This window comes from Microbacterium sp. PRC9 (genome assembly GCF_031844125.1).
Taxonomy (GTDB): domain Bacteria; phylum Actinomycetota; class Actinomycetes; order Actinomycetales; family Microbacteriaceae; genus Microbacterium.
The window spans coordinates 395839-421878 of sequence record NZ_JAUZUR010000006.1; the positions used below are offsets into that span (position 1 = coordinate 395839).

At 69.4% G+C, this 26040-nt stretch carries 25 protein-coding genes, 1 tRNA gene and 1 pseudogene; 6 read left to right on the plus strand and 21 right to left on the minus strand.

The window, feature by feature from the left end:
* From uxaC to Q9R33_RS15745, 6 genes are all read right to left on the minus strand, one after another.
* Nucleotides 1-1401: a glucuronate isomerase gene (gene uxaC / locus Q9R33_RS15720; protein WP_311294349.1), complete on the minus strand. Its 1401-nt coding sequence runs from the start codon at nt 1399-1401 to the stop codon at nt 1-3.
* Between the two features lie 26 nt (nt 1402-1427).
* Nucleotides 1428-3221, minus strand: coding sequence for a beta-glucuronidase (uidA, locus tag Q9R33_RS15725; protein ID WP_311294350.1), 1794 nt, complete (start codon nt 3219-3221; stop codon nt 1428-1430).
* 29 nt (nt 3222-3250) lie between these two features.
* Nucleotides 3251-4087 carry an ATP-binding cassette domain-containing protein gene (locus Q9R33_RS15730; RefSeq protein WP_311294351.1) on the minus strand — a complete coding sequence of 279 codons (837 nt, stop codon included), beginning with the start codon at nt 4085-4087 and terminating at the stop codon, nt 3251-3253.
* On the minus strand, nt 4087-5967 hold the full coding sequence (locus tag Q9R33_RS15735) for a dipeptide/oligopeptide/nickel ABC transporter permease/ATP-binding protein (protein WP_311294352.1): 1881 nt from the start codon (nt 5965-5967) through the stop codon (nt 4087-4089). The genes Q9R33_RS15730 and Q9R33_RS15735 overlap by 1 nt, the downstream gene beginning before the upstream one ends.
* Complete coding sequence (locus tag Q9R33_RS15740) at nt 5964-6905, minus strand: ABC transporter permease (RefSeq protein ID WP_311294353.1); 942 nt, start codon at nt 6903-6905, stop codon at nt 5964-5966. The genes Q9R33_RS15735 and Q9R33_RS15740 overlap by 4 nt, the downstream gene beginning before the upstream one ends.
* A gap of 81 nt (nt 6906-6986) precedes the next feature.
* Nucleotides 6987-8531 carry an ABC transporter substrate-binding protein gene (locus Q9R33_RS15745; RefSeq protein ID WP_311294354.1) on the minus strand — a complete coding sequence of 515 codons (1545 nt, stop codon included), beginning with the start codon at nt 8529-8531 and terminating at the stop codon, nt 6987-6989.
* 153 nt (nt 8532-8684) lie between these two features.
* Between Q9R33_RS15745 and Q9R33_RS15750 the strand changes: the two genes are divergently transcribed.
* Nucleotides 8685-9656 (plus strand): LacI family DNA-binding transcriptional regulator, encoded by a 972-nt coding sequence (locus Q9R33_RS15750; RefSeq protein WP_311294355.1) that lies wholly within the window; start codon nt 8685-8687, stop codon nt 9654-9656.
* A gap of 198 nt (nt 9657-9854) precedes the next feature.
* Nucleotides 9855-10009, plus strand: a pseudogene (locus tag Q9R33_RS15755) (NAD(+)--rifampin ADP-ribosyltransferase); the annotation flags it as partial.
* A gap of 60 nt (nt 10010-10069) precedes the next feature.
* On the opposite strand, the gene Q9R33_RS15760 reads toward Q9R33_RS15755, so the two are convergent.
* A tRNA-Pro gene (locus Q9R33_RS15760) sits at nt 10070-10143 on the minus strand.
* 132 nt (nt 10144-10275) lie between these two features.
* On the opposite strand from Q9R33_RS15760, the gene Q9R33_RS15765 reads away from it, so the two are divergent.
* Entirely contained in the window at nt 10276-10863 is a 588-nt protein-coding gene (locus Q9R33_RS15765; protein ID WP_311294356.1) for a GNAT family N-acetyltransferase, read from the plus strand.
* A 10-nt stretch (nt 10864-10873) separates the two neighbouring features.
* Here the strand turns inward: Q9R33_RS15765 and Q9R33_RS15770 are convergent, their stop codons facing one another.
* A complete protein-coding gene (locus tag Q9R33_RS15770) occupies nt 10874-12052 on the minus strand; it encodes a low temperature requirement protein A (RefSeq protein ID WP_311294357.1) in 1179 nt (392 codons plus the stop codon).
* 37 nt (nt 12053-12089) lie between these two features.
* On the opposite strand from Q9R33_RS15770, the gene Q9R33_RS15775 reads away from it, so the two are divergent.
* Together Q9R33_RS15775 and Q9R33_RS15780 are read left to right on the plus strand one after the other, a co-directional pair.
* On the plus strand, nt 12090-12767 hold the full coding sequence (locus Q9R33_RS15775; RefSeq protein WP_311294358.1) for a lysoplasmalogenase: 678 nt from the start codon (nt 12090-12092) through the stop codon (nt 12765-12767).
* Nucleotides 12764-13147, plus strand: a complete 384-nt coding sequence (locus Q9R33_RS15780) for an RNA-binding S4 domain-containing protein (RefSeq protein ID WP_056367015.1) — start codon at nt 12764-12766, stop codon at nt 13145-13147. Before Q9R33_RS15775 ends, Q9R33_RS15780 begins: the two co-directional genes overlap by 4 nt.
* Here the strand turns inward: Q9R33_RS15780 and Q9R33_RS15785 are convergent.
* The 4 genes from Q9R33_RS15785 to Q9R33_RS15800 all read right to left on the minus strand — a co-directional run bounded on the left by Q9R33_RS15785 (nt 13062) and on the right by Q9R33_RS15800 (nt 17202).
* A complete protein-coding gene (locus Q9R33_RS15785; protein WP_311294359.1) occupies nt 13062-13436 on the minus strand; it encodes a hypothetical protein in 375 nt (124 codons plus the stop codon). The two genes, Q9R33_RS15780 and Q9R33_RS15785, sit on opposite strands and share 86 nt — an antisense overlap.
* A gap of 117 nt (nt 13437-13553) precedes the next feature.
* Nucleotides 13554-15176 carry a LuxR C-terminal-related transcriptional regulator gene (locus tag Q9R33_RS15790; RefSeq protein ID WP_311294360.1) on the minus strand — a complete coding sequence of 541 codons (1623 nt, stop codon included), beginning with the start codon at nt 15174-15176 and terminating at the stop codon, nt 13554-13556.
* A complete protein-coding gene (locus tag Q9R33_RS15795; protein WP_311294361.1) occupies nt 15173-16048 on the minus strand; it encodes a hypothetical protein in 876 nt (291 codons plus the stop codon). Before Q9R33_RS15795 ends, Q9R33_RS15790 begins: the two co-directional genes overlap by 4 nt.
* Nucleotides 16049-16299: 251 nt before the next feature.
* Nucleotides 16300-17202 (minus strand): NUDIX domain-containing protein, encoded by a 903-nt coding sequence (locus Q9R33_RS15800; protein ID WP_311294362.1) that lies wholly within the window; start codon nt 17200-17202, stop codon nt 16300-16302.
* Nucleotides 17203-17285: 83 nt separating this feature from the next.
* Here Q9R33_RS15800 and Q9R33_RS15805 point away from each other — a divergent pair, with 83 nt between their 5' ends.
* A complete protein-coding gene (locus tag Q9R33_RS15805) occupies nt 17286-17714 on the plus strand; it encodes a GNAT family N-acetyltransferase (RefSeq protein ID WP_056367010.1) in 429 nt (142 codons plus the stop codon).
* A 48-nt stretch (nt 17715-17762) separates the two neighbouring features.
* Here the strand turns inward: Q9R33_RS15805 and der are convergent, their stop codons facing one another.
* From der to xerD, 9 genes are all read right to left on the minus strand, one after another.
* Nucleotides 17763-19301, minus strand: coding sequence for a ribosome biogenesis GTPase Der (der, locus tag Q9R33_RS15810; protein WP_056367009.1), 1539 nt, complete (start codon nt 19299-19301; stop codon nt 17763-17765).
* 1 nt (nt 19302) lies between these two features.
* Nucleotides 19303-20031 carry a (d)CMP kinase gene (gene cmk / locus Q9R33_RS15815; RefSeq protein WP_310249416.1) on the minus strand — a complete coding sequence of 243 codons (729 nt, stop codon included), beginning with the start codon at nt 20029-20031 and terminating at the stop codon, nt 19303-19305.
* Nucleotides 20024-21130 (minus strand): prephenate dehydrogenase, encoded by a 1107-nt coding sequence (locus Q9R33_RS15820; RefSeq protein ID WP_311294363.1) that lies wholly within the window; start codon nt 21128-21130, stop codon nt 20024-20026. The genes cmk and Q9R33_RS15820 overlap by 8 nt, the downstream gene beginning before the upstream one ends.
* Nucleotides 21131-21904: a pseudouridine synthase gene (locus tag Q9R33_RS15825; RefSeq protein ID WP_056367006.1), complete on the minus strand. Its 774-nt coding sequence runs from the start codon at nt 21902-21904 to the stop codon at nt 21131-21133.
* Nucleotides 21901-22527 carry an SMC-Scp complex subunit ScpB gene (gene scpB, locus Q9R33_RS15830; protein ID WP_311294364.1) on the minus strand — a complete coding sequence of 209 codons (627 nt, stop codon included), beginning with the start codon at nt 22525-22527 and terminating at the stop codon, nt 21901-21903. The genes Q9R33_RS15825 and scpB overlap by 4 nt, the downstream gene beginning before the upstream one ends.
* The gene (locus tag Q9R33_RS15835; protein WP_311294365.1) at nt 22517-23320 is read right to left on the minus strand and encodes a ScpA family protein; all 804 of its coding nucleotides are present in this window, start codon (nt 23318-23320) and stop codon (nt 22517-22519) included. Before Q9R33_RS15835 ends, scpB begins: the two co-directional genes overlap by 11 nt.
* The gene (locus tag Q9R33_RS15840; protein ID WP_045299144.1) at nt 23304-24188 is read right to left on the minus strand and encodes a ParA family protein; all 885 of its coding nucleotides are present in this window, start codon (nt 24186-24188) and stop codon (nt 23304-23306) included. Before Q9R33_RS15840 ends, Q9R33_RS15835 begins: the two co-directional genes overlap by 17 nt.
* Before the next feature lie 109 nt (nt 24189-24297).
* Entirely contained in the window at nt 24298-24939 is a 642-nt protein-coding gene (locus Q9R33_RS15845; protein WP_311294366.1) for a vitamin K epoxide reductase family protein, read from the minus strand.
* Nucleotides 24940-25035: 96 nt separating this feature from the next.
* Entirely contained in the window at nt 25036-25986 is a 951-nt protein-coding gene (gene xerD, locus Q9R33_RS15850; RefSeq protein ID WP_056367003.1) for a site-specific tyrosine recombinase XerD, read from the minus strand.
* Between the last annotated feature and the right edge of the window lie 54 nt (nt 25987-26040).

Genomic DNA, 26040 nt, shown 5'->3' on the forward strand with positions numbered 1-26040 from the left:
TCACAGCTTGAACACCTCGCGCGGAATCGAGTCGACCAGGTCTCGCGAGATGCGGTGCGCGGTGGCGAGCGGGACGCGCCCCTCGACGACCAGCCGCGCCAGGAAGGACGAGTCGACCCGACGTGCGGTGTCGTGCCGCGCCGGGATGGAGAGAAACGCACGCGTGTCGTCGATGAATCCGCTCGAGCGATAGAAGCCGGCGGTCTCGGTGACGGCCGAGCGCCACCGGAGGATCGCGTCGGGCGCGTCGAGGAACCACCACGGCGCCCCCACGTAGACGCTCGGGTAGAACCCCGCGAGCGGCGCGACCTCGCGAGAGTAGACGGTCTCGTCCACCGCGAAGAGCACCAGGTGGAAGCCGGGAGCGGTGCCGAACGCGTCGAGCAGCGGGCGGAGGTTCTCGGTGTACTCCGTCCGCACCGGGATGTCGTGACCGGTGTCGGCACCGTACCTCTCGAACGTCGCGGTGTGGTGGTTGCGACGGACGCCGGCGTGCACCGTCATGACGAGACCGTCCTCGACGCTCATCCGTGCCATCTGGAAGAGCATGTGCCCGCGGAACAGGCGTGCTCCCGCGGCATCCAGGTCGCCGGCGAGCGCGCGCCGGAAGAGCTCCTGTGCCGTCGTCGGATCGAGGTCCACCGTGAACGGCTCGAGCACGCCGTGGTCGGCCGACACCGCGCCCGCCGCGATGAACTGGGCGCGGCGCGTGGCGAACGCCGCCAGGTAACCGACGAACGTCGTGTTCTCGCCGGTCGCGCCGAGGAGCCGTGAAACGTTCGAGGCGAACGCGGGGACAGCCGGATCCACGTACGCATCGGGGCGGAAAGTCGGAAGCACCCGCCCCACGAACGACGGGTCGGCGGCCAGCGCCCGGTGGGGCGCGAGATCGTCGAGGGGGTCGTCGGTGGTCGCGAGCACGTCGATCCCGAAGCGATCGAACAGCGCGCGCGGACGGAATTCCGGCTCGAGCAGCGCGGCCGCGATGCGGTCGTACACACGGTCGGCCGACCGCGCGTCAAGCTCCTCGTTCACCCCGAACAGCGACGAGAGCTCGTGAGTGAGCCAGTAACCACTCGCAGTGCCCGCGAAGCGATGCCAGCTCTCCGCGAAGCGCCGCCAGATCTCCCGAGGTTCGACCGGGCGGCTCGGATCAAGCCCGACCTCACCGAGATCGAGACCGGCCGAGTGCAGCATCCGCGTCACGTAGTGATCGCGCGTGATGAGCAACTCGGCGGGGTCGCTGAAAGCTTGGTCGTCCAGAAGCAGCCGAGGATCGACGTGCCCGTGGGGCGAGACGATCGGCGCGGTCGCGACGCCGTCGTACAACTCCCGCGCGATCTCGCGCGTGCGGGTATCAGCGGGCAGAAGCGCATCACCCGACGGGACGCTGCGACCCACGACAGACGTGGAAACCGAGGGATCGGTCACTTGCCGGCCTCCGCGTCGGCCGCGCCGACGGCGAGCCAGCGCTCGCGCAGCGCGAACGCCGCGGCCTTGGGGCGGCGGTCACGGGTGAAGACGCCCTTCTTGTTGCCGTCCACGCGGATCACGCCCTGCGACGTCTGGAAGTCGGCGAAGTTCCAGACCTGCTCGCCGATGACGGCCTCGACACGGTCGAACACCTCGTGGTAGGTGCGCAAGAGGTCGACCTGGAACTCCTCACTCCACGCCTGAGTGCCGACAGCGTGCAGGCCCGCGAGCGTGTCCGCGCCGTATTCAGTGATGATGATCGGCTTCCCGTGCGTGCTCTCCCAGCCCCGCAGCTCGGCCTCGAGCTTGAGCGCGGCCGACTCGAGGTCGCCCGTGTCGATGTACCAGCCGTAGTAGCGGTTGAGGCAGATCACGTCGAACAGGTCAGCGAGACGGTCGTTGTGGAACGTGCCGCGGTACTCGTTCGCGTACGTGATGGGCCGCGAGGGGTCCAGTTCGCGGGCCAGCGCCGCAAGCGGGGCGAAGTACTCCCGAGCACCGTCCTCGATCGAGTCCGGTTCGTTGGCTATCGACCACATCACGACGCTCGGGTGGTTCTTGTCGCGGCCGATGAGCTCGCGGATGCCCTGGGCGTGCGCGGCCTGCGTGTTGCCATTGAACATGGTCGGCGAGTAGGCGGGCTCGCTCTTTCCCCCATGGAAGCCACCGCCCAGCCCGAGGTTCAGCCCGACGGCCGCCGTCTCGTCGATCACCACGATTCCGTGGCGGTCGGCATAGTCGAGGAACTCCTCGGCATACGGGTAGTGCGACGTGCGGAATGAGTTCGCTCCGATCCAGTCCATGAGCGAGAAGTCGTGCACCATCACGACGTTGTCGAATCCGCGCCCACGGAACGCGCTGTCCTCGTGCTTGCCGAATCCACGGAAGTAGAACGGCTCGCCATTGATGAGGAAGAGTGCGCCGTCGACGCGGATCGATCGGATGCCGACCGGCAGCTCGTACACGTCCACGACCTCACCACCCACGACGGCCTCTGCACGCAGCTCGTAGAGGTAGCCCCGCCCGGGACGCCAGAGCTCGGCATCCGTGACGGTCATCTGCCCGGAAGGCCCGTCGGCCGTCGCGACCTCAGCGCCGGCCGCATCGGTGAGCGCGACGCGGACCTCGGCCTCGCCCGTCACATCGACGCGGTAGTCGATCACTCCGGTCGAACCGTCGACGTCTGTCGTCACGGTCAGATCGGCCACCCGGACGGGCGGCACCGCATACAGGATCACGGAGCGGGCAAGACCCGCGTAGTTGTAGAAGTCGTGACGGTAGCCCTGCTTGCGCTTGCCCGCCGCAGTCGTGGAGATCATGCCGGGCGGGATGGTCTCGTTCGTCAGCTCGTTGTTGACGCCGATCGTGATTCGCACCTCCTCGCCCGCTGGCGCGAGGTCGGTGACGTCCACCTCGAACGGGGTGTAGCCTCCGACGTGCTCGGCCACTTTGGTGCCACCGACGTAGACGACGCCCTCGTGGGTAGCCGCATCCACCCGCAGCACAACGCGATCGCCCGCCCAGCCACGCGGCACGCGGGCCGTGCGCTGGTACCAGACCCACCCGACATGGTCATGGATCGCCTGGTCGGCGAACACGTCGTTGTAGCTCGCAGGAACGGGAGCCTCGAGAGCCGTGGCGAGCTCGGCGCTCCACGGTTCGGGTGTCGCGGCCTCGTCGAGGGCGAAGCGCCAGAGTCCGTCGAGGCGGATGAGCTCGCGGGTGGCGGTGGCGATGGGCTTGAGCACGATGTGTCTTCCTGGGAGTCGGGGATGGATCAGGCCGCGTCTTGCGACGCCTTCAGCGCGAGGCGCTGCTCGCGCCTGACACGCTGCTCGGCGGCGTTCGGAACGGGCGAGGCGAGGAGCAGCTGGCGGGTGTACGGGTGCTCGGGGGTGCGGGTGACCTCGGCCGCGGGACCGTTCTCGACGATCTCGCCCTTGTAGAGCACCGCCACGTCATGACTGACGTGATGGACGACATCCAGGTCGTGCGAGATGAAGAGATAGGCGACACCGGTGTCCTGCTGGATCTCGAGCAGGAGATCGAGCACGCGGGCCTGCGTCGTGAGGTCGAGTGCGCTGACCGGCTCGTCGCACACGATCAGCTTCGGGTCGAGCGCGAGCGCGCGGGCGATCGCGATGCGCTGGCGCTGGCCGCCCGAGAACTCATACGGCTGACGGTCGATCGCGTTCGAGGGCAGGCCGACCCGATCGAGGAGGGTCATCACACGCCGGCGCGCCGCATCGCGGGCGATGCCCTGCACCCCGAGGGGTTCGGCCAGAATGTCACCGACGTCCATAGCGGGATTGAGGGATGTGTAGGGATCCTGAAAGATCACCTGCAGGTCGCCGCTGAACCTGCGACGGTCGCGACGGCTGATCCGGGTGATGTCCTGGCCATCGAAGGAGATCGTCCCTGAGGCGATGGGCGCAAGGCCCAGGATCGCCCGGCCGATCGTCGTCTTGCCCGAGCCCGACTCGCCGACGAGCCCGAGGGTGCGCCCCTCCGCCACGCTCAGCGACACTCCATGCAGGGCGCGATGGGCCTTGGCGCGCATCTTCTTCGACTTGTACTCCACCACCAGATCGCGCACGTCCAACAGGTCGCCCATCAGATGTCCTCTCGCAGAAGGGTCTCGGCGGCAGAAGACAGGGGCTTCTGCATGTCGGCCTGATCGAGTGCCAGCTGCCGCTCATCCTCTTCGTCACTCGCCTCCGCATCCGAGGCCGACCCGGACAGACCGAGGGGCGTCAGTGGCGCCTTGCCGACCAGCATGCTGGCCATGAGCGAGCGCGTGTAAGGATGCGACGGGTTCTCGAGGATCGCCTCCACCGGTCCGCTCTCGACGATCTCGCCTTGGCGCATGACCGCCACCCGGTCGGCGATGTCTGCGATGACGCCGATGTTGTGGGTCACCAGGAGCACCGCGACGCCGAGTTCTCGCTGCATCGTACGGATCACGTCGAGGACCTCAGCCTGGACGGTGACATCCAATGCGGTGGTCGGCTCGTCCGCAACGATGAGATCGGGTTCGCACGAGAGTGCGCCCGCGATCAGCACGCGCTGCGCCATCCCGCCGGAGATCTCGTGAGCGTACCCCTTCATGACGCGGTCAGGATCGGTGATACCCACTCGCTCCAGCAGGTCGCGCGCGCGAGCGGCGGCCTCCTTCTTGGAGATGCCGAGGAGCTTCTCCATCGGACGCGTGAGCTGATGGCCGATCGTGAACGCAGGGTCGAGGTTCGACATCGGCTCCTGCGGGATGTAGGCGATGCGTCGCCCCCGGATGCCGAGAATCGCCTTGGTGTCGACGTCACCGTCGCGGACGAGAACGGACTCTTCGAACCGGATCGAGCCCGACAGGATGCGCGCAGTACGCGGCAACAGGCCGAGGATCGAGAACGCGGTCTGCGACTTGCCCGACCCCGACTCCCCAACGAGTCCGAGCACCTCACCGGGCCGGATCGTGAGGGAGACATCCCGGACAACGCGGGTGTACTCGCCGTCGGCGTTCGGATAGCCAACGCTGAGCTGCGCGACCTGCAGGATCGCCTCGGAGTCGTCGACCGCGGCTGGCTCTGCTGCCGGCAGAGCAGTCTGTGCGGCGGGGCGTCGCGGAGCCGTGATCTCGCGACGGTCTTCGAGCGCGTCCCGTATCGCGTTGCCGAGCAGCACCAGGGTACCGATCGTGATGCCGATCGCGAGCGCCGGCCAGAGCATGAGCGAGGGTTGGATGTAGATGTTGCTGAACCCGTCGCTGAGCATCGCACCCCAGGACACTTCCGTGGGATCGCCCAGGCCGAGGAACTGCAGGCCGCTCTGCACAGCGATCGCGACTCCGCAGATGAGTGCGGTCTGGATGATCAGCGGTGCGCGGACGACCGAGAGAACGTGCCGCGAGATGATGCGGGCATCGCTCAGACCGACGACGCGGGCCGCATCCACATACAGCTCATTGCGCACCGACTGCACCGCGGTGCGGGTCAGGCGGAAATAGGCTGGACTGATGAGGATGCCGAAGGCAATCATCGCGTACCATGCCGAGGGTCCGAGCGCCGCACGCACCGACAGCAGGATGATGATGGCCGGCAGCGCCATGAGCATGTTCGAGAGCCAGTTCGACGCGCTGTCGAACGCACCGCTGTAGAACCCGGCGATGAGTCCCGCCGGCAGGCCGATCGCGATCGCGACGGCCGCGCACACGAGAGCGGAGAGCAGGGTCAGGCGAGCGCCGTAGACCAGCCGGGAGAAGACATCGCGGCCGGCGCTGTCGGTGCCGAGCAGATTCTGCCCGCCGGGGTCGGCAAGGGTGTTGCCGACGTCGGCGTACGTCGGGTCCACTGGCGCGATCAGCGGGGCGAACACCGCTGCCAGCACGATGATCGTGAGGATCGAGAGCGAGATCACGCCCAGTGGGTTGCGCAGCATCCGGCGGACGGTGCCGCGACGGGGGCGCTTGGGGACGAGTGCGGTCTTGATGACGCTGGTCATGAGAGCCGGACCTTCGGGTTGAGGGCGCCTTGGGCGATGTCCACGAGGAGATTGACGATGATCACCAACACGACCGAGACGATCACCACGCCCATGACGAGCGGGATGTCGCTCAGAACGGTCGCGTTGACGGCGAGGGCGCCGAAACCGGGGATCGCGAAGATCTGCTCCAAGATGACCACGCCGCCAAGAAGACCGATGAACTGCAGGCTCAGAACGGTGAGACCGGCCGGCGCGGCACTTCGCAAGACGTTCTTCAGGACGATCTCGCGCTCGCCGAGGCCACGGCTGCGGAGCGTCCGAACGTAGTCCTTATCGAGCTCCTTGATCACCGCGCTTCGGATCTGCTGCGCACTGGATGTGACGTAGTTCACGACGATGGCGATCACGGGGAGTGTCAGTGACACGATCCACGCTTCGGCCCCTGCCCCAGGTCGGATCGTCGCCACAGCCGGGAACCAGCCGAGGTTCACCGCCAGGATCGTGACGAGGAAGATGGCGAGCACGAACCCCGGAATGGCGTCCCCGATCACCGCGCCGATCTGCACCGTCTTGTCGACCCAGCCGCGGCGGACGGCTGCGAGGACGCCGAGGGCGGTCGCGATGAGCGCCACCAGGATGATCGAGACGAACATCAGGACCAGAGTGACCGGGAGTCGATTCTGGATGGTCTCGGTGACGGGCTCGCCGTTGAACCAGGACTGGCCGAGGTCACCCCGCAGCGCTGCGCCTGCCCAGTCGAAGTAGCGAACCAGGAGGGGCTGGTCGAGGCCGAGCTCGGACTCCTTGAGAGCGATCTGCTCGGGGGTGGCCTGCTCGCCGAGGATGTTGCGGGCGATGCTCGAGCTCGAGAAGAAGAGCAGGGTGTACGCCAAGATCGAGATGACGACGAGGAGCCCGACCCCTGAAAGGAGTCGCCGCAGCGTGAAAGTGAGCATGAGAGGTCTCTCCAGGTTGTGAGGAGGGGGCGGCTCGCGCGCTGTGCGCGGGAGCCGCCCCCGCCCCTATCCGAGTGCGGCCTACTCCGCCGGGGCGAAGTTGTAGAGTGCCGGCATCGCGGACTGGATCTGCGCCTCGACCGTGATCTTCTCCGGGTTGTAGACGCTGATCTGGTCGATGCGATAGAGCGGCATGAACCAGGCGTTCTCGGTGACGTACCGGTTGACGTCCTGGGCAGCGGCGTCGCTGTCATCGCCGCCCTGTTGGACAGTGGAGATCAGCTCCTCCAGCTCAGGAGACGTCGTCTGGAACGGATTGAAGGTGGCGTTCGGCGCGATGATCTGGTTGATCGCGACCCACGCCTCACCCTGGAAGAGGTTGAAGTTGAACGCTTCGAACTTCTGCTGCACGGCGTCTGCGACGTAGTTCGCCGGAACGGCGCTCACCTGGTTGACGGTGATCCCCACCTCACTGAGCTGCTGGGCGATCGCGGTGATCTGAGTCGCGAACCCGTCGATCACCGGGAGGGTGATCTCGAGTCCGTCCTCGTAGCCCGCCTCGCTCAACAGTTCCCGCGCCTTCTCGGGGTCGAAAGAGTAAAGGTCTTCGAGGTCGTCGACGAATGCACCGCTCTCCGGACCGAACACCTGGCTCGTCGCCGTGCCGCGGCCCAACTGCAGCTGCTCGAGGAGAGTCTCACGGTCGATGGCGTAGTTGATCGCCTGGCGCACGCGCACGTCTGCAAGGGCGGGATTGATGGCGCCGTCACGATCGAAGAACGTCACGCCCGTCCAGTCGACCTGGTAATCGGGGATGATCGCGAGCCCGGCAGCCTCCGCCTGGTCGGCGGTCCGTGCGTCGAGGGTGGTCCAGTCGACCTGCCCCGAGACGATCGCGTTCGCCCGCGCGGAGAGGTCTTCGAGAATGCGAAGTTCGACAGAGTCGAACTTCTGCAGGTCCGGGTTCCAATAGTCCTCTTTCGCCGTGAAGACCGACTGCGAGTCGCGGACGGAGTTGGCCTTGTCGTACAGGTACGGGCCGGTGCCGACGGGATCGGTTTCGAGGGTTCCCGCCTCGATGGCGGCGGGGCTCGCCATCAGACCGGCTGCCTGACTGAGGTAGTACTCCATCGCCGGGTCGGGTTGCGCGAGCGCGATCTCGACTGTGTCCTCGTCCACCACCGTCGCCGACTCGAACTGCGCCAGCTGGACGGCCTGACGACCGTTGCCGGCCTTGAAGTGCTCGAGGTTGGCCTTCACGGCCTCAGCATCGAAGGCTTCGCCGTCCGAGAAGGTGACGTCCGTGCGCAGGTCGAGAGTCAGCACGGTGCGGTCGTCGTTGTACTCCCACTCGGTGGCGAGCATGGGGCTGAGCTCCCCATCGGGCTCGCGGAGGATAAGCGTGTCGTAGACCAACTGATACGGCACCAGCGCGTGACCCACGTGCGCCTGCGCCGAGTCCCACGATGCGACGTCGCCAAGCTGCCCGAGAGTCAGTGTTCCGCCGCGCGCTGGCGTTCCTCCGTCGGGCGCTTCGGCCGTGTCGGTACTGCCGCCCGCGGCGCAGCCGCTGAGCAGCAACGCGCCGACGGCGAGCAGGCCGACCTTCTTGGTGATGGACTTCATCGTTTCCTCATTTACGTCATTGGAAAGAGCAGAGTGCGGGGGGCCGCAGTTCTCATGGAAACGCGAGTGGAACATTTCGTCAAGAAATTGCCAATACTTGCCATACGCTGGGCATGCCGCGACAATCGATCACGGTGACCGAGAGGAGCCGCGATGCGAGTCACGGCGAAAGACGTCGCGGAGCGCGCCGGGGTGGCGGCGTCCACCGTGTCGCGCGCACTGAACAGCCCAGGGCGCATCAACGAGCAGACGCGGCAGCGCATCCTCGATGCCGCGCGAGATCTGGGCTATTCAGCCGCTCCGAGGATGGTCGACCGCAAAGGGCTGGTCGCGCTCCTCGTGCCCGACGTCACCAACCCGTTCTATTTCGACATCATCCGCTCCACTCAGGAGCAGCTGCGTACGGCCGGCTTCATGCAGTTGTTGATCGACACGGGAGAATCGGGCTCCACCGAGGCTGAAACGCTTTCGCAGCTCGAGGGCATCGTTGACGGGGTGATCCTCTCGGCGACACGACTCGACGCACCCGCCCTTCATGCGGCGACGGCCAGACTCCCTCTGACCGTGATCAACCGCCGGCACGAAGACATCCCGAGCGTCCTGATCGACATCCGCACCGGTCTCAGCCAGGCAGTCGATCACCTCAAGGCTCTCGGCCACGAAACCATCGCCTTCATCGCCGGCCCCCCCGGGTCCTGGCAGAATCGCTGGCGTGGCAAGGAGTTCGACGAACAGGTTCGCGCGCAGTCGCTGACGCCCATCGTCGTCGGACCTCACTCGCCGACGCGCACAGGCGGCATCGCCGCCGCCGACGCGCTGCTCATGACCGGCGCCACTGCGTGCGTGGCATTCAACGACCTTCTGGCGATCGGCATCCTGCAGCGTCTTCGTCAGCGGGGAGTGCGTGTCCCCGAGGACATCAGCGTCGTCGGCTGCGACGATATCTTCGGAGCAGATTTCAGCGCCCCACCGCTGACGACGATCGCCGGCGACACCGAGCAGGCCGGTCGGCTGGCCGCGAGCCGCCTGATCGCGATTCTGAACGGAGAACCGCCCCGCGCCGGAACGACACTCATCCCCACGCACCTGCTCGTCCGCGAGTCGACCGGACCGGTGCGTGCATGAACGGTCCCGTCCCGTTCGAGTTCCACGAGACCGGGCGCTCCTGCCGGGCACGAAAGCTGCACTGGCCGCCGGCGACCCATCGTCCCCGGCCGCCGATCTAGCGACGGCGGGGGCGCACCGCGATCCACGCCCACGAGACCGAGAATTGGACGCCGCGGCGTGGGGGCGGAAATTGCAGCCACCAATAGACCCGCCCGCATCTACATCTTCGAGGCGACCGGTCCACTCGAGGATGACCCGAACCTTACCGACAAGAGTTTGCCGGGCAACCCGACCCGGTCGTACCGCCGGGCGTCGACCGCGGCGAACTTCGGGTTGTCCCTATTCGCAGGCTCTGGCAGGGCCACCACGTTCCATAGACGACGAATCCCCGGTGAGACTTTTACAGCCTCACCGGGGATTTTTCTGAACCGTCGGGATGACAGGATTTGAACCTGCGACCCCTTGACCCCCAGTCAAGTGCGCTACCAAGCTGCGCCACATCCCGTTAGCCCCCGCTTGCGCGCGGACAACTCCCCCATCCTACCCGCTGCGCGGACGCCTCGCGAACCGAGAGACGCCCGGGCGTGGCATCCGTCGATCGCTTGCCGGTGTCGGTGGGGCGCATTAGCGTCGCGACATGGCGAACATCACCATCGAGCCGGCCACCGCAGATCGCTTCGACGACGCGCAGCACGCTCTGAGCGGCGGAGGTGACGGGCACGGCTGCCAGTGCCAGTGGTGGATGATCACGAACGCCGAGTGGCAGAAGACGTCGCAGGAGCAGCGCGAGTCTCTGCTGCGCGACGAGATCGAGGCGGGTCCCCCTCCCGCCCTCATCGCGTACGTCGACGGCGAAGCGGCTGGATGGGTGCGGATCGGGCCGCGCACGGCGCAGGTGCGGATCGGCCGCACGCGCAACTTCACGGATGCAACGCAGGAACCCTGGGACGATGACTCGGTGTGGTCGGTGAGCTGCTTCGTCGTGCGCAAGGAGCACCGCAACCAGGGCCTCAACGCGAAGCTGCTCGACGCGGCGATCGACTACGCGCGCACGAGCGGAGCGCGGGTGATCGAGGCTTATCCGCTCGACCTCGATGCCGGTAAGAAGATCCCCGTCAACGACCTGTTCCATGGTGTGCTGTCGACGTTCGAAGAGGCCGGGTTCCGCGAGGTGGCACGGCCGAAGCCGCACCTCGCGATCGTGTCGCTCGACCTCGCGGGGTGAGCCCGAGACGTCAGTGCACCGGCGTCGGCTCCCGACGCACCCGATCGACCTCGAGCACGACGACGACGCCCACCAGGAGCGCAGCGGCGACGACGTACTCCCCCGACGGCAGCAGGCCGGCCAGCGCGATCAGCACTGCGCCTGCGAGCACGGCCGCCGACGCCCACCGCGACAGCGACGCGCGCAGCAGCACGACCCACGACCCCGCCACCACGATCGCGATCGGCAGGGTCAGTGCGAGGCCCGCGATCGCGTGCGGAATCTCGGTGTGGCCGGTGATCTCGTCGATCTCGACCTCCACACCGGCCGACACGGCGCCGACCGCCGCGAAGATCACGTAGTGCAGGTAGCCGAAGCGGAAGCCGGACCTCCTGTCTTCCAGCCGGTGCTGCTGCTCGCGCGAGAAATAGACCCACCAGATGCCGGCGGTGACGACGATGCCCGAGATCGCCAGCGTCACGAGTTCCGGGACGTGCTCGCCCTCACCGAGCGCATCGATGATCGCATTCGCCGAGGCGAGCAGGCTCTCGCCGAGGAGCAGCAGCGTGAACAGCCCGTACCGCTCGGCGATGTGGTGCGGGTGCCATGCGGTGCGCCCCGACGCCTCGCCCCACACCGGCACCAGCAGTTCGAGCACGACGAGCACGAAGAACGTCCAGAACTGCGCGACATCGTCCAGCAGGTAGATGCGCGCGACCCAGAGCACCTGCACCACCGTCACGCCGAGAGCCATGCGCAGCGCGGTGCGGCGGGATTCGGGATCGGATGCTGCGGCCCGCAGCCACTGCGCCACCATGGCCAGCCGCATGATGACGTAGCCCCACGTCACCACGAGGAAATCGAACTCCACCATCGCGTCGTGCACTCCGGCCGCGAGGACGAGCACGCCGCCCATCTGAAGGATCGTGAGGACGCGGTAGAGCCAGTCGTCGGTGTCGAACGCCGAGGCGAACCATGTGAAGTTCATCCACGCCCACCAGATCGCGAAGAACACCATCAGGTAGGCGAGCACGCCCTGGCCCACGTGATCCTCGCTGATGAGATGGTGCAGGTTCTGCGAGGCCTGCGACACCGCGACGACGAAGACGAGGTCGAACAAGAGCTCCAGCGGCGTCGACACGCGGTGCGCCGCACCCGTATCGCGTGCGGACATCCGGACGAGGCCCATCCGAGCCAGCACATCGGTCATGCGACGATTATGGTTGCCCTGCGTATCGAGGAGGATCATGCGTCGGCTCTGGATCGGGTTCGTGCCGTACATCGCGGTGTCGATCGTGCACGTCGCGGCGCTCGCAGTCGGCTCCGACGCCGTCGCCGCGCCCACCAAGCTCGCCCTGATGCCGCTTCTCGGCCTCGCGGTCGTGTGGGGTGCGTGGGGCTCCCGCTGGACGCCCACCCACACGCTGCTCGTCGTCGCCCTCGTGCTCTCGTGGCTCGGCGACGGCGCCGGCACGTTCGTCCCCTGGCTGCCGACGGTGCCGATGATGCTGCTCTTCTTCGGCCTCGCACACCTCTGCTACATCTGGCTGTTCTGGCGGAAGCTCGCCGTGCGCCGCGCCCCGCTCTGGGCCGCCGTCTACGCCGTGTGGTGGGTGGTGCTGCTCGCCGTGCTGTGGCCGCACCTCGGCGGGCTCGCCATCGCGGTGGCGATCTACGGACTGGTGCTCGGCGGCACCGCCTTCGCCGCGTCGCGCTGCCATCCTCTCATCGTGTGGGGCGGCGTGTTCTTCCTCACGTCGGACTCGGTGCTGGCGTTCCGCCTGTTCACTCCCGACGCCATGCCCGACTGGACGAGCCCGCTCGTCATGCTCACCTACTGCCTCGGACAGGGGCTCATCGCGGCGGGCGTACTGGTGAGCGTGCGTGCACGGAACGCCGTCGAGACGCCGGTGGCGACACGATGACGGATGCCTCAGCCTGGGCCGGCAAGTCGGTGCGCGTCGACGCCTGGCTCTGGGCCGTGCGGATCTACAAGACCCGCTCGGCCGCGACGACGGCCTGCCGGGCCGGGCACGTGCGCGTGGGCGGAGAACGGGCGAAGGCGGCGCAGGCGGTGAAGCCCGGAGACGAGGTGCGGGTTCGCATCGACGGGTTCGACCGCATGCTCGTCGTGCGTCAGCCGATCTCGAAGCGCGTCGGCGCGCCTCTGGTCGCGACGGCGATGGAGGACCGCACTCCCCCGCGCGATCCCACGCCGATCATGGCGCAGCGCGACCGAGGCGCAGGACGCCCGACCAAGCGCGAGCGCCGCGAGATCGACCGGCTCCGCGGCCGCGAGGAGTGACGGCGCCCTCGCGGCGGTTCCGGCGTGAGGCAGCACGCCGCTGCCCGACGCACAGCACCAGCATGATGGCGCACGAGACCAGGTAGAACGTGTGCAGCGCCCAGATCGGACCGATCGGCAGGCTGAACACATACAGCGAGTACACGACGTTCGCCGCGTTGATCATCCCGATGCTCGACACGCTGTACGACGAGACATCGCGCGTGCGCAGCGCCTTGCCGAGCATCGGCAGGTTGCTGACCGCGAATGCCACGGTCGCGACCGTGCCGGCGATGAGCGGGACGTCCATGGCCCCACCGTAGGTCTCACGCCCCGCAGGCCGCGTCGGACGAACCGCCCATCTTCGGGTCACCGCCCGCATGGGTCATTCTGTGCAGGCGACCGGGCCCGGGTGGCTGCGACGGGATCACACCAGGCCGTTCTCGTAGGCGTAGGCCGTGGCTGCGGCCCTCGTCGACAGGTCCAGCTTGCCGAAGATGTTGGCCAGGTGACGCGCCACGGTCTTCTCGCTGAGGGACAGCTTCGTTCCGATGGCGCGGTTCGTCAGGCCGGTCGACACCAGCCGCAGCACCTCCAGCTCGCGCGGTGTGAGGACACCGGTGCGGCGATCGCCCGTCATCTGCGCGAGCTCGGCGACGGCCGGCTCTGCGCCGAGCGCCAGGAATGCCGCGCGGGCCGCCTCGAACTCGGCCTGCGCGGCCGTGGCCTGGCCCAGAGTCTCGAGCGCGCGCCCCGAGAGCACGCGGCTGCGCGCGGCTTCGTACGGCGCACCCACCTCCTCCCACGCCCGCACGGCTCTGCGCGCGGCGTCCACGGCGTCCGTGGCGCGCCCCTCGCTGAGCAGCACCCGCGCGTCGGCGGTCGCCACGGTGGCGTCGAGCATCGGCGTGAGGATGACGCGGTGCGCATCGCGGAGCTCTTCGAGCGCGCGTCGGGCGGCTCCGCAATCGCCGGCAGCGACTTCGATCTCGATGAGCGCGGGCAGCAGATGCCGGCGGGTGACAGGGTCCACTCCCGCCGCGCTCCGGCGGATCTCCTCCTGAGCGCGTCCGGTGCGTCCGAGCGCGAGATTCAGCAAGGACGCACCGGGCTGCGGTTCCCATCCTGATTCCCCCGCCCGCCGGTAGGACTCCTCGGCCGAATGGAATGCGCCGCGGAGGCGCGACAGCTCGGCGAGCTGATAGGGCGCGCCCCAGACCGCCCGGTAGTCGCCCGCGCGGAATCGTGACAGGGCGAGCTCCACGGCGGTGGCCGCCTCGGCCCACGCCCCGCGCACGAGGAGGAGCGCAGCTTCGAGCGCGCGGCATTGCCCAGTGAACGCGACCAGCTGGGGCTGCTCGCTGCACCACCGGTCGAGCACCGCCATCCAGGCACGTGCGCGTTCCAGGTCGAAGGCCAGCAGAGCATCGGAGATTGCGGCGCACGAGATCACGCCCGTCGGCAGCGGATCGACCTCGCCTGCGGCGACCGCGGCCATCGCGCGATCCAGGTGCGCGAAGCCCTCCGCTGTGAACCCCGCCTCGATGAGCGACTTGCCGAGGCCGAGCCCTGCGATGGCCGCGAGCTCGGGGTCGTCCTCACGGTCTGAGAGCTCGAGGATCTCCTCGAACGCGTGTACCGCCTCCGCCGCGTTCCCGCTGCCGAGCTGACCGACGGCCGGCGCCAGACGTGCGAAGCCTGCGAGCGAACCGGGTGCGGTCATCGCGCCGACGATCCGCATCGCGCGAGCAGCCCACAGCACGCTGTTCGTGAAGTCGCCCTGTTCGATCAGGTTGAGGGCGAGCCATCCCGCTGCGCGGGCGGCCCCAGCGGTGTCCTCGTCGCTCAGATGCGCCGCGTAGGCGCGGGCGAGTGCGTCGTCCGAGGCGCGCGGTTCACCACGCAGCAGTGCGGCGATGGCGAGCAGCTGCAGATCGGATCCCGCGAGGCCGTCGCGGGCGTCGACGCGCGCGAGCGACTCGAGCGCATCCGCCCAGCGCCGGTCTGCCACGGCCGCTCGGCCGGCGTCGAGGTCGCTGGAGGAGATCATGTCGCTCTCCCGTCGGTCGTCCGCACACCGGCCTTGCGTCGCGGCCGGATCTTGCGCCACCACGTCACGACGGCGAGGGTCCCTGCGCCGATCGCGGTCGCGATGAACACGATGAGCGGCCAGTTCACCTCGAACCAGTACGCGGTGCGGTGCAGCAGCGAGGCCTCGACAGTCACATCGGTTGTGAACGACGCGAGGTTGCGACTGGCGTAGCCCGGATCCCCCGCGGCGTCTTCCACGACGATCGCGGGTCGCAGCTCGAGGCGCAGCTGCTGGTCGACCGGCTCCAGAGCGGTGACCGTCCAGGACCACTCGACGACTCCCTTCGGGCTGAACTCCTGCACGATCCATCCCCCGACCGACTCGGTCGGCTCCTCCGCCACGCTCAGCGCATCGCCGACGGGGGTCAGTCTGGCCGCGACCGTGCACTTCACCAGAACTTCCTCGCTGGCCGCGGCCCCGTCGCCGACGTCGACGACCTCGTCGGCCGGCAGGGGCTCGGAACGGACGTCGAGGGCGGCGTTGTAGTTCACCGCGCCCTCCACGGGCACGGAGAGCTCGCTGGGGTAGTCCACCTTCCCCTCGCGCCACTCCTCGACGCCCTCCTCGCATCGTTCCTGGAAGCGCGCGACCGCTTCGTCGGGTCCGGGCGGGGCTCCGGGCTCCGGCGTCGGCCCCGCCGTCGGCAGGCCGGGCTCGACCTGGCCGCCGCCTTCCGTGGGCTCCGCCGAGGGTTCGGAGCCGGGCTCCCCCTCCCCGTCTCCCTCATCGCCGCCACCGGTCGTCGGCTGCGAGGAGGGCACGGCGGTCGGCTGCGGTCCCGAGTCGGCGCCGTCCGCCGCACATCCGGACAGCAGGAGCACCATGGTCACGGCGAGTGCCGCGCGAGCGCACTCGCCGACGACTCCCGGCTTCGGCTTCCTGCTACCGGCACCGCCCATGGCACGTCCCGTCCCTCCGCGCCAGGGCCGATGGTGCATCCACGCAGGGTCCGAAGCGCTCCGTCTCCGGCGTCCCGGCCCTGACGTCATGTGAGAGCCTCCGAGCAGCCGCGGAGATACCGCATCCTCGCGACCGGCCGCGATACCGCAGGTGCCGCGGCGCGGCGAGCGCGTGGCTCGCGTCAGGCGTCGAGCAGGTCCAGCAGCCAGCGTACGCCGCGGACGGCGGCTCCGGCATCCCTCACCCGCTCGGAGAGCCCACGGTCGCTCGTGACCACCGTCACCACACGGCCCGCGGCGACGGCTCGCTGCGCAGACGCGACGATGGCGTCGTCACCGGATGCCTCGGCCCGCACCACCTCGACGCCCGTGGCGCCGTCCACCCCGCGCGCCTGACCCTCGACGACCGCGGTCCACTCCGGGTACCAGGTCTGCTCCGGCAGCTCCAGCGCGGACGCCGGCACGCCGTGCGCGGCGAGGTCGGCGATCCGCGCGATCAGGCGGGAAGCCGCGCCCGGGCGGTCGCGCCACCAGCCGTCGGGCACCGAGCCCATGACGTTCGCGATGTCGACGATGACCGCCGGCCGAACGCTGAGCAGGCCGCGCAGCTTCTCCCACGAGGCCGCGAAGCCGGGGTGCAGCGGATACGCGATGACCTCGTCGACGGGCACCCAGGCGAGCTCGCGGCTCTCGGGGTCGCTGATGGTGGGCTCGAAGGGAACCACAACGTCGCCCACGACGGTGGTATAGCTCCAGTAGCCGAGATCGAAGACGCTGAGTACTCGGGGCTGCACCGCGGCATCTGGCACGCCGGCCTCCTCGGCGGCCTCGCGCAGCGCGCCGTCGCAGGCCGACTCGCCCTCGTGCTGTGCGCCTCCGGGCAGTGCCCAGGTGTCGCCGAAGTGGCTCCACGAGACGCGGTGCTGCAGCAGCACGCCCCGTTCCGCGTCGACCGCGAGGAGGCCTGCGGCCCCGAACCGGCCCCAGTACCGCTCCCCCGTCGGCGCCACGACCCACGCGTCCCCGGGGTCGCGGGGTCCGTGCGGACGGCGCGGCTCACCGGGGGCGGGAGGCTCGATCGTCACCCAGCCAGCCTGTCACACGAGCGGGCCGCGAACGCCGAATCGGCCCCGTCGCCGTCACCGGGAGACTCGCCACAATGAGGTGCATGGATTACGAACTCGACGACGACCCGACCCGCGTCCAGCGAGACGCCGTATGGGCCTGGCTTTCGACCGAGGCGTACTGGGGAGGCTGGCGCACGCGAGAGCAGGTCGAGACGCAGCTCGACAACGCCTGGCGGGTGGTCGCCGCCTACCACCGCCCGACCGGCGAACTGGTGGGCTTCGCACGCGCGGTCTCGGACGGCGTCGGCTTCGCCTACCTCGCCGACGTCTTCGTCGTCGACGCGCACCGCGGGCACGGACTCGGCAAGCGCCTGATCCGCCTCATGATCGACGACGGTCCCGGCGCCGACATGCGCTGGACGCTGTTCACCGGTGATGCGCACGGCCTGTACCGCCAGTTCGGCTTCGCCGAGCCCGATGCGACCGCGATGGTGCGCCCGGCACTCTACCGCCACGGCGAGCAGGCATGAAGAAATGGTGGATGCCTCGGGGCGAGGCATCCACCATGTCGAGGTCCGTCAGCGCTGGCGACGCTCGCGTACGCGCATGTTGATCACGATCGGCGAGCCCTCGAAGCCGTACAGCTCGCGCAGGCGCCGCTGGATGAAGCGGCGGTAGCCCGGGTCGAGGAAGCCTGTCGTGAACAGCACGAAGGTCGGCGGGCGCGTCGAGGCCTGTGTGCCGAACAGGATGCGCGGCTGCTTTCCCCCGCGCAGCGGGTGCGGGTGCTCGGCGATGAGTTCGGTGAGGAACGCGTTGAACTTGCCCGTCGGGATGCGCTGATCCCACGACTCGAGGGCCGTCTCGAGCGCCGGAACGAGCTTGTCGAGGTGGCGACCGGTGCGCGCCGAGATGTTGACGCGGGGCGCCCACTGGACGTGCGCGAGGTCCTGCTCGATCTCGCGCTCGAGGTAGCGGCGGCGGTCCTGGCCGTCCATGTCGTCGTCGTTGAGACGGTCCCACTTGTTGTAGGCGATCACGAGCGCACGGCCCGACTCGAGGACGAGGTCGATGATGTTGAGGTCCTGCACGCTGATCGGCTGGGTCACGTCGATCACGACGATCGCGACCTCGGCCTTCTCGAGCGCCGCCGACGTGCGCAGCGAGGCGTAGAAGTCGGCGCCCTGCTGCAGGTGCACACGACGGCGGATGCCGGCCGTGTCGACGAAGCGCCACAGCTTGCCGCCGAGCTCGACGATCTCGTCGACCGGATCGCGCGTGGTGCCGGCGAGCTCGTTGACGACGACGCGCTCCTCGCCCGCGGCCTTGTTGAGCAGCGACGACTTGCCGACGTTCGGGCGGCCGAGGATCGCGACGCGGCGCGGGCCGCCGATCTCGGCCTTGGCCACGGCCGACACGTCGGGCATGACCTTCACGACCTCGTCGAGGAGGTCCGCGACGCCACGGCCGTGGATGGCAGAGACCGGCCACGGCTGGTCGAGGCCCAGGTTCCAGAGCGCCGCGGCCTCGGGCTCCTGGCGGGCGTCGTCGATCTTGTTGGCGACGAGGAAGACGGGTTTGTTGGCCTTGCGGAGCAGTCGCACGACGTGCTCGTCGGTCGCGGTGGCGCCGACCATCGCGTCGACGACGAAGAGCACGATGTCCGACAGGTCGATGGCGACCTCGGCCTGCGCGGCGACCGAGCGGTCGATGCCACGGGCGTCGGGCTCCCACCCGCCGGTGTCGACGAGCGTGAATCGGCGGTCCATCCACTCGGCCTTGTACGTGACGCGGTCGCGCGTGACACCGGGGGTGTCCTCGACGACGGCCTCGCGACGGCCGAGGATGCGGTTCACCAGCGCGGACTTGCCGACGTTCGGGCGACCCACGATCGCGACGACCGGGAGCGCCGGCAGGAACTCGATGCCGTCCTCGCCCCGGACGATGCCCGCGAGCAGCGCCGCGTCCTCGTCGTCGAGGTCGTAGTCGTCGAGGCCGACGCGCAGGGCGACGGCCCGCTGCTCGGCGAGCTCGTCGTCGAGGTCCGCGAGGTTCTCGGCGAGGTTGTCGTCGCCGGCCTCGAACTCGTCGAAGTCGGCATTGTCATCAGCGGCCATCTCAGGCTCCTGTCTGCAGTGGGTCGACCGCCGGCGCGCTCAGCGCGGCCTGGATCACGCCGAGCACGGCGTCCACGGTCTGGTCGAAATCGAGGGGGGTCGAGTCGACGACCTCGACGCCGGGTGCGGCGGTGAGGAAGTCGACGACGGCCGAGTCGGACGCGTCGCGCTGGTGGAGTGCGGCGGCGACGGTCGCGGCATCCTGCGTCGCGAGTTCCGCGCTGCGGCGGGCGGCGCGGATCTCCGGTGCGGCCGTGAGGAGGATGCGCACGGGGGCGTCGGGGGCGACGACCGTCGTAATGTCGCGCCCTTCGACGACGACACCCGGGCGCCCGGAGCGGGCCACGAGCGCACGGAACAGCGCGTTCACCGACTGCCGCACCGCGGGAACGCGCGCGACGCCGCTGACGGCGTCCGACACGCGAGGCTCGCGGATCGCGTCGGTCACATCGGCCTGCCCGACGCGCACCCAATAGGCGTCGGGATCGAGCGAGATCGCGTAGTCGAAATCACCCGAGACATCGAGGACGGATGCCGCGTCCGACGTGTCGACGCCGCGCTCGAGCGCGTGCCACGCCAGAGCACGGTAGGCCGCTCCGGTGTCGAGGTAGCCGTAGCCGAGACGTCGGGCGACCTGCTTGGAGACGCTGGATTTGCCGCTGCCGGCCGGTCCGTCGATCGCGACGACGACGGGGTCCGGCCCCGGCGTGGTCATCACGGGGTCAGTCATTGGTGGTGCTCGCAATCTTCCAGCCGCGCGACTCGAGACCGTCGATCGCCCGGCGCACGGCGCTCGGGACGACGCTGATCTCGGCGAGGCCGAACTGGGCGCCGGGCGAGTGCTCCAGGCGCAGGTCTTCCACGTTCACGTCGAGGTCGCCCAGTTCGCCGAACAGGCGTCCGAGCTGTCCGGGGGTGTCGTCGACCATGACGACGACCGGCTCGAAGCGGCGGTTCTGGCCGTGCTTGCCGGGCAGGCGCTCGACACCGTCGTTGCCGCGCCGGATCGTGTCCGCGACGGCACGGCGCGCACCCGGGGCGTCGGGCTCGCGCAGGGCGTCGGCGACGGCGGTGAGGTCGGCCGCGATCAGGTCGAGCACGTCGACGACGGGTGCCGCGTTCGCGCCGAGGATCTGCACCCAGAGCTCGGGAGCGGATGCCGCGATGCGGGTCGTGTCGCGCACGCCCTGACCCGCGAGCCGCAGCGAACCGTCGGGCGCGTCGACGAAGCGCCCGGCCAGCAGACTGGCGACCAGCTGGGGCACGTGCGAGACGAGCGCGACGCCGCGGTCGTGGTCCTCGGGGGTCATCTCGATCGGCGTCGCACCGAGGTCGAGCGCGAGGGCCTCGACGAGGGCCAGATCGGCCGACGGCGTCTCCTCGTCGCGGCACACCACCCACGGGCGACCGACGAAGATGTCGGCGCGAGCGGAGATCGCTCCCCCGCGCTCGCGTCCGGCCAGGGGGTGCGAGCCGATGTAGTGCGTGAGGTCCACACCGCGCTCGCGCAGGGTGCGCAGCGGCTCGAGCTTGACGCTGGCGACGTCCGTCACGACGGCGTGCGGGTGGCGTTCGAGTTCCCTCTGGATGACGTCGGCCGTGACATCGGGCGGCACCGCGACGACGACGAGCGACGGCGTGTCGTCGTCGGCCGCACGGCGGCCGGCGCCGTAGTCGATCGCGAGGCGCAGCTGGGCGGGGGACGTGTCATCCAGCGCGACGTCGATCCCGCGCGCGCTGAGCGCGTGGCCGATGCTCGCGCCGAGGAGGCCGGTGCCGACGATGCGCACCGTGCCCTGCACGCGCGGAGCAAGGGAGGTCGCTGTCACTTAATCCTCCTGTTGACCTGCGGCTTGGCGCGAAAGAGTCAGCAGAGCGCCCCGCTCCACTTTAGTCAACTCCCGGGCGCGCCCGGCTGGCAGCGTTCCCAGGTGGAGCGGCCCGAACTGCCGGCGCACGAGCTCGACGACCGGATGCCCGACCTCGGCCATCATGCGGCGCACGATGCGGTTGCGCCCCGAGTGGAGCGTGAGCTCGACGAGCGAGCCACCACCCTCGGCCGAGGACGACAGCAGCCGTGCCTTGTCGGCGGCGATCGGGCCGTCCTCCAGGTCGACGCCGCGCAGGAGCTGCTGGATGATCTGCGGGGTCACGCGCCCGTCGACCTTGGCGATGTAGACCTTGGTGACGCCGAACGACGGGTGCGCCAGCACGTGCGCGAGCTCGCCGTCGTTGGTGAGCACGAGCAGGCCGCTGGTCTCGGCATCCAATCGCCCCACGTTGTACAGGCGCTCCTCCCAGTCCTTCGTGAAGCTGCGGAGGTCCGGGCGGCCGCGGTCGTCCTTCATCGAGCTCACGACGCCCGTGGGCTTGTTGAGCATCACGTACCGCTTGGACTGGTCGAACTGGACAGCCGTGCCGTCGACGTCGACCAGGTCGTTCTCGGGGTCGACGCGTGAGCCCAGCTCTGTCACGACGGCGCCGTTCACGCGCACGCGCCCCTCGACGATGAGCTGCTCGGCGACGCGCCGCGACGCGACCCCCGCGTTCGCGAGCGCCTTCTGCAGGCGCACTCCTTCGGTGGATTCCGCTCCGCCGGTCATCGACGCACTCCTTCGTCCAGGTTGCCGCCGGCTTCGTCCGCCCTCGACACCTCGTCGGCACCGTCCAGCAGCGGCGAGATGTGCGGCAGTTCGTCCAGCGAGTTGACACCCAGGTGCACGAGCAGCGCATCCGTCGTGCCGTAGTTGATCGCGCCGGTCTCGGCATCCGCGAAGAGCTCGGTGATGAGCCCGCGCGCCAGCAGCGTGCGCACGACCGAGTCGACGTTGACGGCACGGATGGACGCGACCTGGCTGCGGGTCACCGGCTGCTTGTAGGCGATGACCGCGAGGGTCTCGAGCGCCGCCTGCGAGAGGCGCGACGGCGCCTGCCCGCCGACGTACTCGCTGACGAGGTCGTCGAGCTCCTCGCGCACATAGAGACGCCAGCCGCCGCCGACCTCGCGGAGTTCGAACCCGCGCACCGGCCCACCGGACTTGCCGTCGTAGTCGTCGACGAGGGTCTCGATCGCCTGGCGTACCGCGGGCACCGGTGCGCCGACGGCGGCCGCGAGGCTCACCAGACTCTGCGGTTCCTCGACGATCAGCAGGATCGCCTCCAGCCGCCGTGCCACATCGGTCACCGTCACGACGGGCGGGCCCTCGGTCGAAGCATCATCGGTCATAGTCGGCTCCCAAGGTGGCGAGGTTCTCGTCGCTCCAGCGCTGAGCGCTCCAGCGGAGGGTCAGCTCGCCGAGCGGCTCGAGCTGTTCGAAGGACAGGGCGGCGTGGCGATACAGCTCCAGCACCGAGAGGAATCGGGCGACCACCACACCCGGTTGGCCGACGCCCGCGATGAGCTCGCGGAACGTCAGGGATCCGGTGTCGCGCAGCAGGGTCACGACGATGGCGGCCTGCTCGCGGATGCTCACCAGCGGCGCGTGCAGGTGGTCGAACCCGATGCGCGGGATCTCCTTCGGCGTCATCGCCAGCAGCGCGAGCGCGGCGAAGTCGTCGGCGCTGAGCGACCACACGAGTTCCGGAACGGCGTTGCGGTACTTCTCGTCGAGGCGCACGGAACGCGTGTGGCGCACCGCCTCACGGCGCAGGCACCGCTCGAACCAGGACGACACCTCTTTGAACGCGCGGTACTGGAGCAGTCGAGCGAACAGCAGGTCCCGCGCCTCGAGCAGCGCGACCGACTCGGCGTCGACGAGCTCGCCCTGCGGCAGCAGCCCCGCGACCTTCATGTCGAGCAGGGTCGCGGCGACGACCAGGAACTCGGATGCCTCGTCCAGCTCTTCGCCCGGACCCAGCTCGCGGAGGTACGCGATGAACTCGTTGGTCACGAGCGACAGCGACACCTCGGTGATGTCGAGCTCGTGCTTCGAGATCAGGGTGAGCAGGAGGTCGAACGGTCCGTCGAAGTTGGTGAGCGCGACCCGGAACCCGGAATCCTGATCAGGCGACGGCGCCACGGGCGACCAGCTCCCGCGCCAGCCGCAGGTAGGCCTGCGCGGCGGCGTGCTCCGGCGCGAACTCGGTGATCGGCATGCCCGAGACGGAGGCATCCGGGAACTTGACGGTGCGGCCGATCACGGTCTCGAGGACGTCGTCGCCGAAGGCGTCGACCACGCGCTCGAGCACCTCGCGCGAGTGGAGCGTGCGCGCGTCGTACATCGTGGCGAGCACGCCGTCGAGCGTGATGGTGGGGTTGAGGCGGTCGCGCACCTTGTCGATCGTCTCGATGAGCATCGCGACGCCGCGGAGGGCGAAGAACTCGCACTCGAGCGGGATGACGACCCCGTGGCTCGCGGTGAGGGCGTTGACCGTGAGGAGGCCCAGCGACGGCTGGCAGTCGATGAGGATCACGTCGTAGTCGCCCGTGAGCTTGCGCAGCGCCCGCGACAGGGTCTGCTCGCGAGCGACCTCGTTGACGAGGTGCACCTCGGCCGCCGAGAGGTCGATGTTCGCCGGGATCACGTCGAGGTTGTCGACGCGCGTGTGCACGATGACCTCGTGCGGGTCGCGCTTTCCGTCGAGCAGCAGGTCGTAGATCGTCGGGATGTCGTGGGTCTGGATGCCGAGACCCGCCGACAGCGCGCCCTGCGGGTCGAAGTCGACCGCGAGCACCTTGCGGCCGTAGCCGGCGAGGGCGGCCGCGAGGTTGATGGTGGTCGTCGTCTTGCCGACGCCGCCCTTCTGGTTGCACAGCGCGATGATGCGGGCGGGGCCGTGACCGTCGAGCTTCGGCGGGGTGGGGAAGCCCTGATAGGGACGACCGGTGGGTCCGATCGGAGTGTCCCCCGTGGCGGCCTTCGTCGCCGCCTGTGCCTTGCCCGCCACCAATGCTCCCGCCTACATGCTTCGTGTCCACCGATTCTAGTCACGCCCCGCCACGGAACGCCTGCGGCGCGGCGGGCGGGGCCGAGCAACGGCGCAGCTCCGACCGCCGTCAGAGCGAGCCGAGCACGTCGAGACGCACCTGCGCGGCGATCGCGATGAGCGCGTAGTCCAGCACGGTGATCAGCGGAGCCCAGGTCAGGAGTGCGGCGCCGAGCTGCGGCATCCGCCCCCACACGCCGTCGCGGAGGGTCCACCCCAGCGTGAACCAGAACAGCGGGATCGTCACGACCCACACCACCATGCACCACGGGCACAGCGAGCCGTACTCGAAGACGCTGCGCCACGCGAGGACGTGGACGAATGCCACCGCGCCCAGCAGGAACAGCGAGTAGACGCGCCAGTACCACCGGCGCAGCCCGCCGGGCGCGGCCAGGGCACTCACCCCGGCGTAGATGGGGCCGAGGAACAGCACGATCCCGATGATCGAATTGCTGAAGCCGAGCAGATTGCCACCCGGCGACAGCAGGTTGGGTCCGCACGTGACGATCGGGCTCACCTGGCACGAAATGAGCGGCGCCGTTCCCGCGAGCTGGCCGATGTACTCGAGGTAGAGCAGGAACGAGACGACCCAGCCGGCGAGCCCCGCGACGATCCAGAACACCGCCAGCGCCGTCGGCGGACACGCTGTCGGGTGGGCTGTTGCCTCGACCTCAGGTACTCCGGATGCCGCACGCGCGGCGACGTCGGTCATGCGCCCATTCTCCGCCACAGGGCGTCGGGCCCGCACGGCTTTCGGCCGTGCAAAATCGCCGCTCACGCGCTGATTCGCTGAGGCGGCGCAGCGGCGTCACCGCGCGCGCGGATGCGAGGTGGCGTACACGTCGCGGAGCGCGTCGACCGACACGTAGGTGTAGATCTGGGTGGTCGCGACGGAGGCGTGGCCCAGCAGCTCCTGGACGACGCGCACGTCGGCGCCGCCCTGCAGGAGGTGGGTCGCGAACGAGTGCCGCAGGGTGTGGGGCGACACGTGCGCGGTGAGGTGGGCGCGCTCGGCCGCCGACTGGATGATCAGCCAGGCGCTCTGCCGCGACAGCGGCGCCCCCCGCGCGCCGAGGAAGAGCTTCGGCGTCGACCGGCCACGGTGCGAGAGCTCGGGCCGCGCGCGCGTGAGGTAGGCGTCGACGGCGGCGCGCGCGTACGATCCGACCGGCACGATGCGCTCCTTCGATCCTTTGCCCCGCACACGCAGCACGTCGCCGTGCGCCGCATCGTCCACGTCGAGCTGCACGATCTCCGACACGCGCGCACCGGTGGCGTACAGCAGCTCGAGCAGCGCACGGTCGCGCATGCCGAGCAGATCGCCCGCCGCTGCTCCCCCGCTCCCGGACGCGTCGGCCTCGGTCGCCGGCGCGGGGCCCGAGGCATCCAGCAGGCTCTCCACCTGCTCGATCGTGAGCGCCTTGGGCAGCCGTCGTGGCTGCTTCGGCGGGCGCAGGTTCGAGGACGGGTCGGCCGGCTCGATGCCCTCGCGGGCGAGGAAGCGGTGGAGCCCGCGCACCGAGGACTGGAGCCGCGCCAGCGACGACGCAGCCATCGGCGGCTGGGTCGCGGCGCGGTCGGCGATGAAGCTCGCCAGAGTCACCGAGGTGACCGCGGCGGTGTCGTCGATGTGCTGTTCGCGCAGCCAGTCGGCATAGCCGGCGAGGTCGCGCCGGTACGCCGCGACGGTGTTCTCCGACAGGCCGCGCTCGATCGCGACGTGGCGCAGGTACGAGTCCATCGCTCGATCGATCTGCATGTCAGGAGCCTCCTGCCACGAGGGTCTCACGTCCGGCGGGCCCGTCGGCGAACT

Bases quoted from the DNA above. Each gene is read 5' to 3' on its own strand.
- Q9R33_RS15730 (WP_311294351.1), bottom strand. From the start codon at position 4,087: ATGGGCGACCTGTTGGACGTGCGCGATCTGGTGGTGGAGTACAAGTCG.
- Q9R33_RS15735 (WP_311294352.1), bottom strand. From the start codon at position 5,967: ATGACCAGCGTCATCAAGACCGCACTCGTCCCCAAGCGCCCCCGTCGC.
- Q9R33_RS15740 (WP_311294353.1), bottom strand. From the start codon at position 6,905: ATGCTCACTTTCACGCTGCGGCGACTCCTTTCAGGGGTCGGGCTCCTC.
- Q9R33_RS15745 (WP_311294354.1), bottom strand. From the start codon at position 8,531: ATGAAGTCCATCACCAAGAAGGTCGGCCTGCTCGCCGTCGGCGCGTTG.
- Q9R33_RS15750 (WP_311294355.1), top strand. From the start codon at position 8,685: ATGCGAGTCACGGCGAAAGACGTCGCGGAGCGCGCCGGGGTGGCGGCG.
- Q9R33_RS15765 (WP_311294356.1), top strand. From the start codon at position 10,276: ATGGCGAACATCACCATCGAGCCGGCCACCGCAGATCGCTTCGACGAC.
- Q9R33_RS15770 (WP_311294357.1), bottom strand. From the start codon at position 12,052: ATGACCGATGTGCTGGCTCGGATGGGCCTCGTCCGGATGTCCGCACGC.
- Q9R33_RS15775 (WP_311294358.1), top strand. From the start codon at position 12,090: ATGCGTCGGCTCTGGATCGGGTTCGTGCCGTACATCGCGGTGTCGATC.
- Q9R33_RS15780 (WP_056367015.1), top strand. From the start codon at position 12,764: ATGACGGATGCCTCAGCCTGGGCCGGCAAGTCGGTGCGCGTCGACGCC.
- Q9R33_RS15785 (WP_311294359.1), bottom strand. From the start codon at position 13,436: ATGGACGTCCCGCTCATCGCCGGCACGGTCGCGACCGTGGCATTCGCG.
- Q9R33_RS15790 (WP_311294360.1), bottom strand. From the start codon at position 15,176: ATGATCTCCTCCAGCGACCTCGACGCCGGCCGAGCGGCCGTGGCAGAC.
- Q9R33_RS15805 (WP_056367010.1), top strand. From the start codon at position 17,286: ATGGATTACGAACTCGACGACGACCCGACCCGCGTCCAGCGAGACGCC.
- der (WP_056367009.1), bottom strand. From the start codon at position 19,301: ATGGCCGCTGATGACAATGCCGACTTCGACGAGTTCGAGGCCGGCGAC.
- cmk (WP_310249416.1), bottom strand. From the start codon at position 20,031: ATGACTGACCCCGTGATGACCACGCCGGGGCCGGACCCCGTCGTCGTC.
- Q9R33_RS15825 (WP_056367006.1), bottom strand. From the start codon at position 21,904: ATGACCGGCGGAGCGGAATCCACCGAAGGAGTGCGCCTGCAGAAGGCG.
- scpB (WP_311294364.1), bottom strand. From the start codon at position 22,527: ATGACCGATGATGCTTCGACCGAGGGCCCGCCCGTCGTGACGGTGACC.
- Q9R33_RS15845 (WP_311294366.1), bottom strand. From the start codon at position 24,939: ATGACCGACGTCGCCGCGCGTGCGGCATCCGGAGTACCTGAGGTCGAG.
- xerD (WP_056367003.1), bottom strand. From the start codon at position 25,986: ATGCAGATCGATCGAGCGATGGACTCGTACCTGCGCCACGTCGCGATC.